Raw genomic sequence first — 13,912 nt, forward strand, 5'->3', positions numbered from 1 at the left:
TCGGTCAGCCGGCGCTTGGCGCTCTCCTTGACGGTGAGGCGGTCGATGATCACCTCGATCGTGTGCTTCTCCTGCTTCTTGAGCTTCGGGGCTCGGTCAGCGGGTGCACGACGCCGTCGACGCGGACACGGGAGAAGCCCTGGGTCTGCAGCGAGCTGAACAGGTCGACGTACTCGCCCTTGCGGGCGCGGACGACCGGCGCGAGCACCTGGAACCGGGTGCCCTCCTCCATGCCGAGCACCTGGTCGACGATCTGCTGGGGCGTCTGCCGGGAGATCGGCTTGCCGCAGTTCGGGCAGTGCGGCTGGCCCGCCCGCGCGTAGAGCAGCCGCAGGTAGTCGTAGACCTCGGTGATCGTGCCGACCGTGGACCGGGGGTTGCGGTTGGTCGACTTCTGGTCGATGGAGACGGCCGGCGACAGCCCCTCGATGAAGTCGACGTCGGGCTTGTCCATCTGCCCCAGGAACTGGCGCGCGTAGGCCGACAGCGACTCGACGTAGCGGCGCTGCCCCTCCGCGAAGATCGTGTCGAAGGCGAGGCTGGACTTGCCCGAGCCGGAGAGTCCCGTGAAGACGATCAGCGCGTCACGGGGCAGGTCGAGGTGGACGTCCTTGAGGTTGTGCTCGCGGGCGCCGCGGACGACGAGCCGGTCCATGTGATCCCTGTCGGTCGCTGTGGCTAGGTGCATCAATCGAGGCCAAGGCCCCGGTTCGGGTCGCTGTTCCCGTCCCCCGGCGTGCCACGGCTGTCGCCCCCGTCACGCACCGGGAGCGGCGCCGGCCGCCATGGACCGGAGCTCAGGCAGGGGCCTCGGCATCGGTGGGTGCGGTGGGGTCGAAGACGGGCGCGTAGCGCCGCCAGGGCTGCAGACGCTCCAGCTCTCCGGCCAGCCAGAGTAGTCGCCCTTCGGCGCCGGGGGACCGACGAACTGGACGGCCGCCGGCAGTCCGTCGGGCCGGATCCCGGCCGGGACGACGCTCGCCGGCAGGCCGGCCAAATTCCAGGCCGCCGTCCACGGCGCCCAGCGCGCGTTCGCCGTGATGTTGGCCAGGAACCCGCGCTCGTGCCACGGCCGGGCGGCCAGCGGCGGGCCGGTGGTCACGGGGCTCAGCAGCACGTCGACGTCGCCGAAGAAGCCCTCCATCCGCTCGCGGAACCGCACCGCCGTGCGCGGCCGCACCAACCCGGCCCGCCGCACGAGGCGGCCGATGCGGGCGTGGGTGCGGCTGCGCGCCTGGAGGGCGTGGCGGTCGAGACCCAGGTGCTCGGCGTCGTCGTGCGCGCCGACCATCCAGCGGGTCAGCGCGCCGGCGGCCGCGCCCAGCGAGATGGGCGGATCCCGGCGCACCACCGTGTGGCCCGCGGCCCGCAGGCGGGCGACGACGTCGTCCACGGCCGCGCGGGTGGCCGCGTCGGCGCGCACGCCGGGCACGGGCGAGCGGGTCGAGAGGGCGATGCGCAGCGGCCGGTCGGGAGCGCCCGGAGGGACCGGCTCCTCCCCCGCCATGACCGAGTGCGCGACGACCAGATCGGCCACGGTGGTCGCGAGGGCGCCGTTCACCGCCATCCCCGACCAACTGTCGGCCCCGATGTCGGCCGGCACCACGCCCGTTCCCGGCTTCAGCGTGACCAGCCCGCACGCCGCGGCGGGCAGCCGGAGGAGCCCATGCCGTCGTTCCCGTGCGCCAGCGGAACCGAACCCGATGCGACGGCCGCAGCGCTGCCGCCCGAGCTCCCGGCCGGCGACCGTGCGGTGTCCCAGGGGTTGCGGCTGACCGTGCCGGGGCCGTCGGTCGTCCCGTAGAGGCACAGCTCGGGGGCGCGGGTGATGCCCACGACGATCGCGCCGGCCTTGCGCAGCCTGGCCACGACCGGATGGTCCCGGGGCTCGGGGCCCGACCGGCACGCCGGGGAGCCGTCGGTGCACACCTCGCCGGCGACGGCGACGTTGTCCTTGACCGCGATCGGGACGCCCGCCAGCGGCAGCGCGAAGCGGGTGAGGGCCGTGTCGATCGCGTGTGCCTCGGCGAGCGCGGCCTCCCGGCGCACCACCCGGAAGGCACCCACGCGGGCGTCGACGGCGTCGATGTGGTCGAGATGGGCGCGGACGACGTCGACCGCCGTCACCTCCCGGAGCGGACCAGCGTCGCGATCTCGGTGGCCGGCAGCCCGACGGTGGCGGCTGGGCTCATCGGAGCGGGCCGGTCACTGTCGAGAGCTCCGCTAGCGTCCATGACACCGACCGTAACGGCGGCCGCTGACACTTTCCGATCGGAGTCCCGATGACCAGCTCTCCCCGACTGGGGACCGGCCCTACACCGGCGACGTGGAGGTCGGCGGCCCCGCCGACGTGCGCGAACTTCCGGGGCTGACCATCAGCAAGCTGGCGGTCAGCGAGATGGCGAACAACGCCTACCTCCTGCGCTGCACGGCGACCGGCGAGGGCTGCTCGTCGACGCGGCCGCCGAGCCCGGGGCCCTGCTGGCGCTCGTCGGGGACGGCGGGGTGCGGACCGTCGTCACCACGCACGGGCACTGGGACCACCACCGGGCCCTCCCCGAGGTCGTCGCGGCCACCGGCGCCACCACCGTCGCCGGCACCGCGGACGCAGCGGATCTGCCGGTGCCGGTGCAGCGCACCGTCGAGCACGGCGACACCGTGCGGGTCGGCGACCAGACCCTCGAGGTGGTGCACCTGCGCGGCCACACGCCCGGCAGCATCGCGCTGGTCTGGCGTGGTCCGGAGGACGCCGGCGTGCACGTGTTCACCGGCGACTCCCTCTTCCCCGGCGGTCCTGGGAGGACAACTGATCCCACCGACTTCACGTCACTGATGGACGACCTGGAGGAGCGGATCTTCGGTCGACTGGACGACGAGACCTGGTTCTACCCCGGCCACGGAAAGGACTCGACCCTCGGCGCTGAACGCCCGAACATCCCCGAGTGGCGCGCACGAGGTTGGTGAGAGCGTCGAGGCCATCGACGGGAATCGCAGGGAGGTCGTGGCGCGTCCATCATGTGCGTCCTCCTCTGCGAGTCGGCGGGTTCTCGCGAAGCCTCACGCGGTGGCCCACCACGTCGGTGACCGACGATCACCCGGGCCTGATCCGAGCACCCCAGGGGACTCCCTCCCTGACCGCCTACCGCGGATGCGCTGGACCGCGAAGCGGCGCTGACCTGTACCGATATCCTTGCCCGAGTCTCGCCTCGCCAGTCGAGCGGTCAGAGGAGCAGCGTGAGGTCCAGGGTAAGGCCACCGTCGCTGAAGGACGTCGCCCGGGAGGCGGGGGTCTCGCACCAGACGGTCTCCCGCGTCATCAACAACGGGCCCCGGGTCTCCGTCGCGACCCGGGACCGCGTCCTGGCGGTGATCGCCGAACTGGGCTACCGGCGTAACGACGCCGCCCGTGCGCTCCTGACGAGCCGGTCGCGCACGATCGGCGTGATCGCGGACGCCTCGCCGCGATTCGGGCCGGTGAGCACACTCGCCGCCGTGGAATCGGCGGCCCGGAAGGCGGGCTACTCGGCGCTGGTGGCGACGATGAGCAACCCCGGTCCGGAGCTGTTGACCGACACGTTGGGCAAGTTCACCGAGCGCGGCGTGGAGGGGATCGTCGTCATCGCTCCGCGCGTGCCGATGGCTCACGTTGCCCAGGAGACTTCCGCGGACCTCCCCGTGGTGATGCTGTCGCCGGGCGAGGCCAGTCACGCCGGGATCACCGTCTTCTTCGAGGACCAGGAGTTCGGAGCCCGCCTTGCGGTCCGTCACCTCGTCCGCCTGGGCCACCGGGAGATCGCCCACCTGGCCGGCAGCCAGGAGTGGCTCGACGGTCAGGTCCGGCTGCGTGGCTGGCAGGCCGAGCTCGAGGCCCACAGGCTCCGGCCCGGCCCCATCCGGTACTGCGACTGGTCTGGGGAGAGCGCGTACCGGATCGGCCAGGAGATGGTTGTCGAGGGCCTCCCGACGTCGATCTTCATCGCGTCGGACCTCATGGCCCTGGGTTTCCTACGCGCGCTGTACGAGGCCGGAGCCTCTGTTCCTCGAGACATCTCCGTGGTCGGCTTCGACGACAACGAGTTCGCGCCTCAGGTGCATCCGCCACTGACCACGGTCCGGCAGTCGTTCCAGACCGTCGGCGCGCGCTGCATGGAGATCCTGCTCGGTCTCATCGCGGGAGAAGACGTCGATACGACGCCCGCCATTCCCCAATTGATCGTCCGGGGATCGACCGCGCACCGCTGACCACGGATCCGGTACCGAGCAGCAGTTGACGGGCCCGTCGGTGGCCACGCCACGATCGCTGGGCGAACGTTCGCCTCAAACCCTTGACGCCTTCTAGGGCGAACGTTCACACTCCCTGTGACTAGCCCCACAGACTGGCGGCAACGGGAGGTGCAAGGCGGGTCGGGCACACGCACCTATCTGCGATCTTGCGCAGACCTGGCCGGATTTCGCTCGGCTGATGCACCAGCCAGCCGTGCCCGTCCATGTCGAGCTGCATCAACCCTGCCGAGGAACGCGGGCCCGAGGGATTCATGACACGAAGGGCGTCCGCAGGCGTGCTGAGATCGCGCGTCCTTGCTCTCGGACCGGTCGCAACCCTGCGCATGACGGCCCTCGCGCGGCAGAGGCGGTGGCCGACGATCTCGGCCCGCTGGAGATGGCCGGAAGTCGTCGACAGGTAGAGAACGAGCCCTCCGCTAGCCGCGCAGGGCGACGAAGAGTCAATCGACATCACGACTGAGCAGTTGTGCAGCGCAACACGTGGAAGGACGCAACGATGCGGATCGCTCACCACACGATCACCTGGGGCGGGGTCGTCGGGGACCCCACCGGAGTGACCAGCATCAAGGACCTCTACTACCGGTCCCACGGCTCGATCATCGAGGCGGTGCGGGACATTGGCGCCGTCGGCTACGAGGGGACCGAGGTATTCGACGGAAACCTCGCCGCGATCGCCGACGACCCGCAGCCCTTCCTCGACACGCTCGCCGCGACGGGCGTGGAGCTGGTCAGCGTCTACTCGGGTGCCAACTTCGTGTACGCCGACGTGCTGCCCGATGAGATGGCGCGCCTGCGCAGGGCGTGCGAGTTGGCGCGTCAGTTCGGGGCCTCGCGCCTCGTTGTCGGCGGCGGTGCGCGCCGGGCCATGGGCACCCCGGAGGGGACTACGGTCGGCTCGGCGCGGCACTTGACGCGGTGGTCGACCTCGCGGCCGAGCACGGGCTGGAAGCCAGCTACCACCCTCACCTGTCGACCATCGTGGAGTCCCCGGACGAGCTCGACCGGCTCATGACCCGGACCCGCATCGGCTTCTGCCCGGACACCGCTCACCTCGCCGCCGGCGGCGGGACCCGGCCATGTTGATCCGCCGCTATCCCGAGCGCCTACAGCACGTCCACCTGAAGGACATCGACCTCGCCACGGGCACCTTTCTGCCGCTCGGGCAGGGCGACCTGGACTTCGGCGACATCCTCGGTGCCGTCGCGGAAGCCGGCTACGACAGCTGGCTCGTCGTCGAGCTCGACTCCAGCGAGGGCGCCCCCGGGATGCCGCTGCGGCGAGCCTCGGGTACCTGCGCGACCTGCTCGTCGGCGCGTCTTGACGCACTACCTCCTGCGCTCGATCCAGCCCTCGTCAGAAACCCTTTCGAAAGGTCTCTCCATGCCCAGGTCAGTCCTGTCAGGCCGCCGCAGCTTCGTCGTCCGTCTGCTCGCGGTGCCCGCCACGCTCTGCTTCGCCCTCACGGCCTGCACCGCTCCAGGTGGGGGCGCCTCCGACCCTGAGGGCGAGGTCGACGACGCCTTCCTCGAGCAGGTCGACGCGGCGCTCGCTGAGGTGGAGTCGCAGGTGCTCAGCACCGGACCGAACGGTGAGGAGCCCGAGTCCGCGGACGCGGCGGAGCTCACGGACGAGCAGGTCGAGCGGGTCCAGGCCCTCGGAGCGAGCGCGGCCGTCGTCATGCACTACGCGGGAGACGACTGGTCCACCTCGCAGATCGAGGGCCTGCGAGACGAGTTCGGGCGCCTCGGCATCGAGGTCGTCTCCGTCACGGACGCCGACTTCGACCCGGCCCAGCAGGTGTCCGACATCGAGAACGCGCTCACCCAGCAGCCCGACGTCATCGTCTCGCTGCCCACCGACCCAGTGGCGACGGCAGGCGCCTACCGGACGGCGGTCGAGGCAGGCACGAAGCTCGTGTTCATGGACAACGTCCCGGAAGGTTTCGTCGCCGGAGAGGACTACGTCTCGGCGGTCTCGGCGGACAACTTCGGCAACGGCGTCATCTCGGCGCACCTGATGGCCCGGTCGCTCGGCGGTCAGGGCACCATCGGCCTGATCTTCCACGAGGCCGACTTCTTCGTGACGCAGCAGCGGTATGACGGCTTCAAGCAGACCATCGAGCAGGAATACCCCGACATCGAGATCGCCGAGGAGCAGGGCATCGCCGGTCCGGACTTCGCCGGGGACGCGCAGACGGCGGCCAACGCGATGCTGAGCCAGAACCCGGATCTCGACGGTCTGTGGGCGGTGTGGGACGTCCCCGCCGAGGGCGTGCTGGCCGCGGCGCGGGCCGCTGGACGCGACGACCTCAAGGTTGCGACACAGGACCTCGGGCTGAACGTAGCCATCTCTCTGGCCCAGGACGAGAACGTCGTCGGGCTCGGTGCCCAGCGGCCCTATCAGCAGGGTGTCACCGAGGCCCGGCTGGCCGCCCTGGCGTTGCTGGGCGAGGAGACCCCGCCTACGTGGCCCTGCCCTCGCTCGGCGTCTCGCACGAGAACGTCCTGGAGGCGTGGGAGACGGTCTACGGAGAGGACCCGCCCGCCGAGCTCGTCGACTCGTACGTCGACTGACGACCCCGACCGACGCACGGCCCAGACGCGAAGGAGCGACATGAGCCGAGGCAGCGAAGGCGGCACGGCCGCCGGAGCACCTGCGGTACGGATGCACGGGGTCACCAAGTCCTTCGACGGAGTCCGTGTCCTGACCGACGTCGACTTCGAGGTGCGGCGAGGCGAGATCCATGCCCTCGCCGGGGGAACGGGGCCGGCAAGTCGACGCTGATGAAGATCCTGCAGGGCGTCTACGGCAAGGACGCGGGCGAGATCGAGGTGGACGGACGCACGGTCGAGCTGACCAACACCCACGACGCGCGGGCCGTGGGCATCGGCATGGTGTTCCAGGAGTTCAGCCTGGTCCCGACCCTGACGGTGGCGCAGAACATCTTCCTCGGTGTCGAGCCACTCGCATCCGGACTCATCCGGGACAAGCAGGCCGTCGCCCTGGCACGTGACGTCTTCGCACAGATGGACGTCGACGTCGACCCGACCGCCACCGTCGGCCGGCTCGGCACGGCGTACTGGCAACTGACGGAAATCGCCAAGGCGCTCGCTCAGGACGCCCGCGTCCTCATCATGGACGAGCCCACGGCCAGCCTGGCCAAGCACGAGGCCGACAACCTCTTCGAGCTCGTCGGACGCCTCAAGGCGCAGGGGATCTCGGTGGTCTACATCTCTCACCGGATGGACGAGGTCTTCAGGATCGCCGACCGCATCACCATCCTGCGTGACGGCCGTCGTCTGCTCACCGAGCGATTGAGCAACCTCACCCCGGCGCAGGTGGTGGAGGGGATCGTCGGCCAGGAGATCGAAGGAGGAATGGAGTACAAGCAACGCACCGCTCAGGGGAGCCCGCGGGCGGCGGGGCCGACGTCGCCCCGGTGCTCGACCTGCGCGGCGTGACCGCTGGCCCACGGGTCCAGGGCATCTCCTTCTCCATCGCCCCCGGGAGATCGTCGGGCTCGCGGGGCTGATGGGCAGTGGGCGGACGGAGTTGGCCCGAGCGCTTTTCGGCATCGACCCCATCACAGCCGGCGAGGTACTCGTCCACGGCCGCGCCGTACGCCTCGCCAGCCCCAAGCAGGCCATCGCCGCCGGGATCGCGATGATCCCGGAGGACCGGCGCGCCCAGGGACTCGTCCTCGACCACTCGGTGCGGGACAACCTCCTGCTGCCGGTGCTGCGACGGTTCCGGCGGGGCCCGCTCGTCGACGACCGCGCAGCGCGAAGGGTCGCCCGGGATCTCATCCAGCGGTTCCGCGTCAAGGTGGCCGACGACGCCAAGGCCGTCCGCCGGCTCTCGGGGGCAACCAGCAGAAGGTCGTCATCGCCAAGTGGCTGGGAACCGACCCCGCGGTCCTGATCATGGACGAGCCAACGGCTGGGGTCGACATCGGCACCAAGACCGAGATCCTGGACACCATCCGCGGTCTCGCCGACGAGGGCATGGGGGTCCTCGTCATCTCTTCCGAGTACCCCGAGCTGCTCGCCGTGAGCGATCGCGTCGTCGTGCTGCGCAACGGCGCGGTGCACCGCGTCCTCGCGCGGGCCGACATCCCCGACGAGCAGTCCCTCCAACTAGCCGTGCAAGGAGCCTGACCCATGGCCATGAGCACGTCCCCTCCGGCCGACATGGGCAGCGGCAGCGCGAGCCGCAGCTCCTTCCTCTCGGGGCTCGACTGGCGCCGGTACATCATCTACATCGGCTTTGTCCTGGTCTTCATCGCCTTCGCGGCGGCCCTCGGCGACAACGGCTTCCTCACCGCGAACAACCTGCTCAACATCGTCCGGCAGTCGGCGATCATCGCGATCATCGCCGTCGGCATGACGTACGTCATCGCCTGTGCGGAGATCGATCTGTCCGTGGGATCGACCGCCGGCCTGGCCAGCGTGATCACCGCGATGGCGATCTCGAACTACGGCCTCCTGGCCGGCATCGCCGGGGGCCTCCTGGTCGGCATCGTGGTGGGGTCGATCAACGGCGCGTTGGTGAGCATGCTCAACATCCCGTCCTTCCTGGTCACGCTCGGCATGCTCGGTATCGCTGTCGGGGTCGCACAGTGGATCACCGACTCCGCGCCGCAGCCGATCCTCGACCCGACGTACAACCTCGTCTTCGGCGGCGGCAATTTCGGGCCGATCCCCGGCCTGCTCGTCTGGATGGCCATCGTCGTCGTCATCGGTGCCGTGGGTCTGGCGAAGACCCGCTTCGGGCGCCAGGTCCTCGCCACCGGCGGCAATCGCATGGCCGCGGACTTCACCGGGGTCAACACCCGCCGGATCAAGTTCCAGGTCCTGGTGATCTCGTCCGTGCTGGCCGCCCTGGCGGGCATGCTCTACGCCGGTCGGCTGGAGTCGGGGCGCTTCCAGTGGGGCACTGGCGACGAGCTCTCGGCGATCGCCGCGGTGATCCTCGGTGGCACCAGCCTGTTCGGAGGCGCCGGATCGGTCGTCGGCACCCTGGTGGGCGCTCTGCTCATCGGACTCATCAACAACGGGCTGGTGCTCGCCGGGCTGGACACCAGCCAGCAGCAAGTCGTCCGAGGCGTGATCATCATTCTCGCCGTCGCACTGGCGAGGCGGAAGTGACCGACGCGCCGCTGCGACACGGGATCGTCGGCACGGGATTCATGGCGACCGTGCACGCCCGCGCGGTGCGGCGGGCGGGCTCGGTCGTCGCCCTGGTGGCGGGCAGCACACCGGAACGCGGACAGGCCGCTCTCGCGTCCCTCGGCGCCGAGGCGGCGGCGGGGCACGCGGCGGAGGTCGTGACCTCGCCGGAGGTCGACGTCGTGCACATCTGCACGCCGAACGACACCCACGCGACCCTCGCGCGCCTGGCGCTCGAGGCCGGCAAGCACGTCGTGTGCGAGAAGCCGCTCGCGACCGACCCGGCTGAGGCCTCCGCGCTCGCGGAGCTCGCCTCCGCGGCGAACGTGGTTGCCGCCGTCCCGTTCGTCTATCGCTTCTACCCCACCGTCCGGCACGCCCGCGCGATGGTGGCCCGCGGCGAGGCAGGCACGTTGTGGCTGCTGCACGGCTCCTATCTGCAGGACTGGCTTGCCGCTGCCGACGGGACGAACTGGCGGGTGGACGCCGCACGGGGCGGGGAGTCCCGCGCGTTCGGTGACGTCGGCATCCACTGGTGCGACCTCATGGAGTTCGTCACAGGGCACCGCATCACCGCCCTTTCGGCACGGACAGCGGTCGTGCACCCGGAGCGGGCAGGTCAGGCGGTGACCACGGAGGACGGCGCCTCGGTGGTGTTCGAGACCGACCGGGAGCCACCGGCTCCCTCGTCGTGTCCCAGGCTTCGCCCGGCCGCAAGAACCGCCTGGCATTCTCCTTCGACGGAACGGTCGCGTCCTTGGCGTTCAATCAGGAGCAGCCGGAGGAGCTGTGGATCGGCGGCACGGACGGGAACCGCACAGTCCTGCGCGACCCCGCCGCGCTCGACCCGGCAGCCGCCGGCTACGCCGTCGTCCCGGCCGGGCACCCGCAGGGCTACCAGGACAGCTTCGACGCCTTCGTCCTCGATGTCTCACGCTCGGTCCGCGGGGAGCACGTAGCCGGCCTGCCGACGTTCGCCGACGGCGCACGCGCTGCTCGGATCACCGACGCGGTGCTGCGCTCGTCGCGCACCCGGACCTGGGTGGGGTACCCGCATGACCGGCGACACGTTCTTCGACGCGCACCAGCGAGCGACCATCGCCGCGGCGATGGCCCGGATGATTCCCACAGACGATGCGCCCGGCGCAGCGGAAGCCGGGACGATCGACTTCCTCGAGCGGTATCTGTCTGGTCCTGGGTATGTCTACGCGAGCCCGGACGGCAGCGGCTTCGAGGCCCTGACCGGGCGACGGCTCGCCGCCTGGACGCGCCGCCTCGAGCTGATCCGGGAACGGTACGTCGCCGGCGTCCGGGCGCTGGACGCCGCAGCCCGCAAGCGCGGGGCGGATTTCGTCAGCCTCGACGCTGACGCCCGGGACGACGTCCTCCGGGAGCTCGAGCGTCCCGAGGGTCGCTCGCAGGAAGCCGATCTTGCCCGCAGCCGAGTGACCCTGTACGGCGCCCCGGTCGAAACCGCCCTGCAGCAGACCAACGCCGAGCTCGACCTCGGGTTCATCCCGCTTCTCGCCCTGCACACCCGCCAGGGCTTCTACGCCGACCCGGTCTACGGCGGCAACCGCGACCACATCGGCTGGCAGGTCATCGGCTTCCCAGGGCCGGCCAGCCTCGCCGAGGTGCACCAGGGCCGCTACACGACGATCGACTACTTCGCCGAGAACCCGGTGCACCCCGGGACGGAGGACTGACATGACCACGACCACCGGCCGCGATCGCACGGACGTCCTCATCATCGGCGCCGGCGCCTCGGGCGCGACGGCCGCGAAAGTGCTCACCGAGCGGGGTTGCGAGTCGTAGCGCTCGAGAAGGGGCCGTGGCGCACCAAGGAGACGTTTGGCGGTGACGAGCTCGCCAGCATCAACCGATACGACCTCTGGCCGGACCCGCTGCTGAACCCCCGGACGCACCGCACGGCCGTCGACCGGCCGGCCACCACCGAGCTGTTCTGCCCCGTGCCGCAGATGGTCGGCGGCGGCACCGTGCACTGGCAGGGCTGGCTGCCCCGCTTCACCGAGGATGACTTCCGCTTCCACACCGTCGTGGGAGACGTCCCGGGCGCCTCTCTGGCCGACTGGCCGATCACCTACGCCGAGCTCGAGCCGTACTACACAGCCGTCGAATGGGCCTTCGGTGTCTCCGGCAAGGGTGGGGCCAACCGCTACGAGTCGTTCCGGTCCAAGGGCTACCCGTGCCCGCCGATGCCCATGTCGCGGTACGCGGAGAAGTACCACGCCGGTGCGTCGGCTCTGGGCTGGAACTCGTTCCCGACCCCGCAGGCCGCCCTCTCCCAGCCCTTCGACGGCCGGCCTGCGACAGTGATCAGCGCATTCGCGCAGCAGCACGGCGACCCGACCGGCACCCGGTCGAGCGCCCTCAACGTCTTCGTGCCCCAGGCGGTCGCGACCGGCCGGTACGACCTGCGCCCGGATAGCTATGTCCGGGAGATCACCGCCGACGAGCGCGGCCGAGCCAAGGGTGCGGTCTACGAGGACGCTGACGGCCGGCTCCACGAGCAGGAGGCCGATGTCGTCATCCTGGCCTGCGGCGCGGTTGAGACCGCGCGGCTGATGCTGCTGTCCACCTCGGCCCGGCATCCTCACGGCCTGGCCAACGAGAACGACCTCGTCGGCCGCAACGTCACCTTCCACGAGTTCAGCTCAGCCGTAGGCATCTTCGACGACCCGATCTACGCGTGGGCGGGAGGCGGCTACGTCAGCGCGAGCTCCTTCGAGTTCTACGGCCACGACGACAGCCGCGGGTTCGCGGGCGGCGGTCACATGGCGACGTCCGGAGTCGGCATCCCACTGCCGATCAACTGGTCCCTGCCGGACCGTCCGACCTGGGGGCGGAGGCCAAGCGCATCGACCGAGCGTTCTTCAACCACTCGATGGCAGCATCGATGGTGTTGCACGACCTCCCCAGCACGACAACCGCGTCGACCTGGACGACACCGTCGTCGACGACTGGGGACTGCCCGTTGCGCGGATCACCCTCACCCCTCACGAGAATGACCTCGCGATGGGACGGTTCCTCATCGACCGCAGCGCGGAGATCCTCGAGGCGGCCGGCGCGACCAGCGTGCAGAAGGTCTACCCCGACCGGATCACCGGCAACTGCTCCCACCAGCACGGGACCACACGCATGGGCGACGACCCGGCCACCTCGGTGCTCGACCGCGGCTGCCGGGCGCACACCGTGAGCAACCTGTTCGTCGTCGACGGCGGCCCGTTCCCGACTGGTACCGGCGCGAACCCGACGCTGACCATCATGGCAAATGCCTGGCGGGTGGCTGAGCGCATCGCAGCCGGGCGGGACGCCGCGAGCCGAGGCTGACGGCGCGAGTCCGGTCTACGCTCTGCGGCACGGGCAGTCTGGGACGCCGAAAGGGTCATCCGGTGGCGCGTGCGCCGTGGGTGGCCGCTCGTGCCGAGGTGGACGTCGGCGCGACCAGCCAGGTCGACAGCGGCTGCAGGTCGGACTGGACGCCCGTCCAGGTCTCCCCGAGCCCATGCGCAGCTCGCCGTTGTAGGCCACCTCCCCGCCCCCGTCACGGCCCCGTCCGCAGACGGTGGCGCCTGGGCCGAACTCGTGGAGGCAGAGCGCACGGACCATGTCCTCGAACTGCTGCGGGCCGAGGCTGTTCAGCCCGTACTGCACGCGCTCATCCTCTCCGGTCTCGCGCGTGTCGCCGAGTTGGATGGAGTCCCGCGCAGCCGGCGCGAGGGGTTCAGGCGGCCCCCTGCAACGCCGTCATCCGAAAAGCGGGGCGGGATGACGCGTGCCCTGTGTGCCGCGGATGGGACACAAGGCTGCTCCACCGACGCCCGGATATCTCAGCAGGCCCGTGCTCTTGGCGCCGAACCGTACGCGGACCCGGAGGCAGTGTCGGTGAGGGATCTCTCGAGGCCCGCAAGACAGCGAGCTTGCGACTTCTCCCCGTGCGCGCCCTCCCGGGCGGCGTCGGCAGCACCCAGCAGGACCCGGCGCGGTTCAGCAGCCTGATCGACGACGTCGAGGAGCGTCTCTTCGCCGCACTTCCCGACGAGGCGTGGGTCTACCCCGGCCATGGCAAGGACACCACCATCGGTGCCGAACGACCCCACCTGGACGAGTGGCGCGCCCGCGGCTGGTGACGTCCCGTCGCTACTCGTCGTCGAAGAGCTCGACCACCTCGTCGGCGGTACCCGGGAGGTACAGCGGGACCACCGACACCATCCACTCCGGTCGCCGGGCGTCGACGGCGACGGCGAGGTCCCAGGCCGCGCGTGCGGTCAGCGGGCCGAAGCAGCCGTCGTCGCCGTCCTCGCCGACGTCGACCTCGACGAGCCACTGGTCGGACAGGTCCGCCGCGAGTTCGGCGAACGCCGGTTCGGCGTCGTCGTCGGAGTCGGCGGCGTCGGCCTGCACGGGGTAGATGAGCACCATGGCAGCACGCTAGGGCC

Annotated in this window: 15 protein-coding genes and 3 pseudogenes; 15 read left to right on the forward strand and 3 right to left on the reverse strand. The window is 70.7% G+C overall.

The genetic code is table 11. The annotated features are described in order from the left end of the window. Window positions 1–8: 8 nt before the first annotated feature. Window positions 9–688: pseudogene (locus U6N30_RS35540) on the reverse strand (excinuclease ABC subunit UvrA); the annotation flags it as partial. A gap of 69 nt (window positions 689–757) precedes the next feature. Next, window positions 758–2,127, reverse strand: a pseudogene (locus U6N30_RS34110) (amidase). A 354-nt stretch (window positions 2,128–2,481) separates the two neighbouring features. Here U6N30_RS34110 and U6N30_RS17680 point away from each other — a divergent pair. The 15 genes and pseudogenes from U6N30_RS17680 (at window position 2,482) to U6N30_RS17745 (ending at window position 13,603) form a co-directional block, all read left to right on the forward strand. Next, window positions 2,482–2,964, forward strand: coding sequence for an MBL fold metallo-hydrolase (locus U6N30_RS17680; protein ID WP_324278354.1), 483 nt, complete (start codon window positions 2,482–2,484; stop codon window positions 2,962–2,964). Window positions 2,965–3,234: 270 nt separating this feature from the next. Further along, window positions 3,235–4,242, forward strand: a complete 1,008-nt coding sequence (locus U6N30_RS17685; RefSeq protein WP_324273285.1) for a LacI family DNA-binding transcriptional regulator — start codon at window positions 3,235–3,237, stop codon at window positions 4,240–4,242. A gap of 538 nt (window positions 4,243–4,780) precedes the next feature. Beyond that, the gene (locus U6N30_RS17690; RefSeq protein ID WP_324273286.1) at window positions 4,781–5,296 is read left to right on the forward strand and encodes a sugar phosphate isomerase/epimerase family protein; all 516 of its coding nucleotides are present in this window, start codon (window positions 4,781–4,783) and stop codon (window positions 5,294–5,296) included. Between the two features lie 64 nt (window positions 5,297–5,360). Next, window positions 5,361–5,525, forward strand: a pseudogene (locus U6N30_RS34115) (sugar phosphate isomerase/epimerase family protein); the annotation flags it as partial. 139 nt (window positions 5,526–5,664) lie between these two features. Further along, window positions 5,665–7,068 (forward strand): substrate-binding domain-containing protein, encoded by a 1,404-nt coding sequence (locus U6N30_RS17695; RefSeq protein WP_324273287.1) that lies wholly within the window; start codon window positions 5,665–5,667, stop codon window positions 7,066–7,068. After that, complete coding sequence (locus tag U6N30_RS17700; protein ID WP_324273288.1) at window positions 7,068–7,745, forward strand: ATP-binding cassette domain-containing protein; 678 nt, start codon at window positions 7,068–7,070, stop codon at window positions 7,743–7,745. The genes U6N30_RS17695 and U6N30_RS17700 overlap by 1 nt, the downstream gene beginning before the upstream one ends. Before the next feature lie 49 nt (window positions 7,746–7,794). Continuing rightward, the gene (locus U6N30_RS17705; RefSeq protein WP_324278355.1) at window positions 7,795–8,205 is read left to right on the forward strand and encodes an ATP-binding cassette domain-containing protein; all 411 of its coding nucleotides are present in this window, start codon (window positions 7,795–7,797) and stop codon (window positions 8,203–8,205) included. A gap of 2 nt (window positions 8,206–8,207) precedes the next feature. Further along, window positions 8,208–8,441 (forward strand): hypothetical protein, encoded by a 234-nt coding sequence (locus U6N30_RS17710; protein ID WP_324273289.1) that lies wholly within the window; start codon window positions 8,208–8,210, stop codon window positions 8,439–8,441. 9 nt (window positions 8,442–8,450) lie between these two features. Next, window positions 8,451–9,431, forward strand: a complete 981-nt coding sequence (locus U6N30_RS17715; RefSeq protein WP_324273290.1) for an ABC transporter permease — start codon at window positions 8,451–8,453, stop codon at window positions 9,429–9,431. After that, window positions 9,428–10,411 carry a Gfo/Idh/MocA family protein gene (locus U6N30_RS17720; RefSeq protein WP_324273291.1) on the forward strand — a complete coding sequence of 328 codons (984 nt, stop codon included), beginning with the start codon at window positions 9,428–9,430 and terminating at the stop codon, window positions 10,409–10,411. The genes U6N30_RS17715 and U6N30_RS17720 overlap by 4 nt, the downstream gene beginning before the upstream one ends. A 96-nt stretch (window positions 10,412–10,507) precedes the next feature. Next, on the forward strand, window positions 10,508–11,158 hold the full coding sequence (locus tag U6N30_RS17725) for a gluconate 2-dehydrogenase subunit 3 family protein (RefSeq protein WP_324273292.1): 651 nt from the start codon (window positions 10,508–10,510) through the stop codon (window positions 11,156–11,158). Window position 11,159: 1 nt separating this feature from the next. Further along, window positions 11,160–11,267 carry an FAD-dependent monooxygenase gene (locus U6N30_RS17730; RefSeq protein ID WP_324273293.1) on the forward strand — a complete coding sequence of 36 codons (108 nt, stop codon included), beginning with the start codon at window positions 11,160–11,162 and terminating at the stop codon, window positions 11,265–11,267. Next, entirely contained in the window at window positions 11,255–12,481 is a 1,227-nt protein-coding gene (locus U6N30_RS17735; protein WP_324273294.1) for a GMC family oxidoreductase N-terminal domain-containing protein, read from the forward strand. Before U6N30_RS17730 ends, U6N30_RS17735 begins: the two co-directional genes overlap by 13 nt. Next, window positions 12,441–12,803 (forward strand): GMC family oxidoreductase, encoded by a 363-nt coding sequence (locus tag U6N30_RS17740; protein ID WP_324278356.1) that lies wholly within the window; start codon window positions 12,441–12,443, stop codon window positions 12,801–12,803. Before U6N30_RS17735 ends, U6N30_RS17740 begins: the two co-directional genes overlap by 41 nt. A 605-nt stretch (window positions 12,804–13,408) precedes the next feature. After that, on the forward strand, window positions 13,409–13,603 hold the full coding sequence (locus U6N30_RS17745; RefSeq protein ID WP_324273295.1) for an MBL fold metallo-hydrolase: 195 nt from the start codon (window positions 13,409–13,411) through the stop codon (window positions 13,601–13,603). Between the two features lie 10 nt (window positions 13,604–13,613). Here the strand turns inward: U6N30_RS17745 and U6N30_RS17750 are convergent, their stop codons facing one another. Then, entirely contained in the window at window positions 13,614–13,895 is a 282-nt protein-coding gene (locus U6N30_RS17750) for a hypothetical protein (RefSeq protein ID WP_324273296.1), read from the reverse strand. Window positions 13,896–13,912: the final 17 nt, after the last annotated feature.

Source organism: Blastococcus brunescens, from assembly GCF_035320885.1.
Taxonomy (GTDB): Bacteria; Actinomycetota; Actinomycetes; order Mycobacteriales; family Geodermatophilaceae; genus Blastococcus_B; species Blastococcus_B brunescens.

Coding starts and splice junctions, on each gene's coding strand:
- U6N30_RS17700 (WP_324273288.1), top strand. CDS start 7,068: ATGAAGATCCTGCAGGGCGTCTACGGCAAGGACGCGGGCGAGATCGAG.
- U6N30_RS17750 (WP_324273296.1), bottom strand. CDS start 13,895: ATGGTGCTCATCTACCCCGTGCAGGCCGACGCCGCCGACTCCGACGAC.
- U6N30_RS17695 (WP_324273287.1), top strand. CDS start 5,665: ATGCCCAGGTCAGTCCTGTCAGGCCGCCGCAGCTTCGTCGTCCGTCTG.
- U6N30_RS17710 (WP_324273289.1), top strand. CDS start 8,208: ATGGACGAGCCAACGGCTGGGGTCGACATCGGCACCAAGACCGAGATC.
- U6N30_RS17730 (WP_324273293.1), top strand. CDS start 11,160: ATGACCACGACCACCGGCCGCGATCGCACGGACGTCCTCATCATCGGC.
- U6N30_RS17690 (WP_324273286.1), top strand. CDS start 4,781: ATGCGGATCGCTCACCACACGATCACCTGGGGCGGGGTCGTCGGGGAC.
- U6N30_RS17715 (WP_324273290.1), top strand. CDS start 8,451: ATGAGCACGTCCCCTCCGGCCGACATGGGCAGCGGCAGCGCGAGCCGC.
- U6N30_RS17725 (WP_324273292.1), top strand. CDS start 10,508: ATGACCGGCGACACGTTCTTCGACGCGCACCAGCGAGCGACCATCGCC.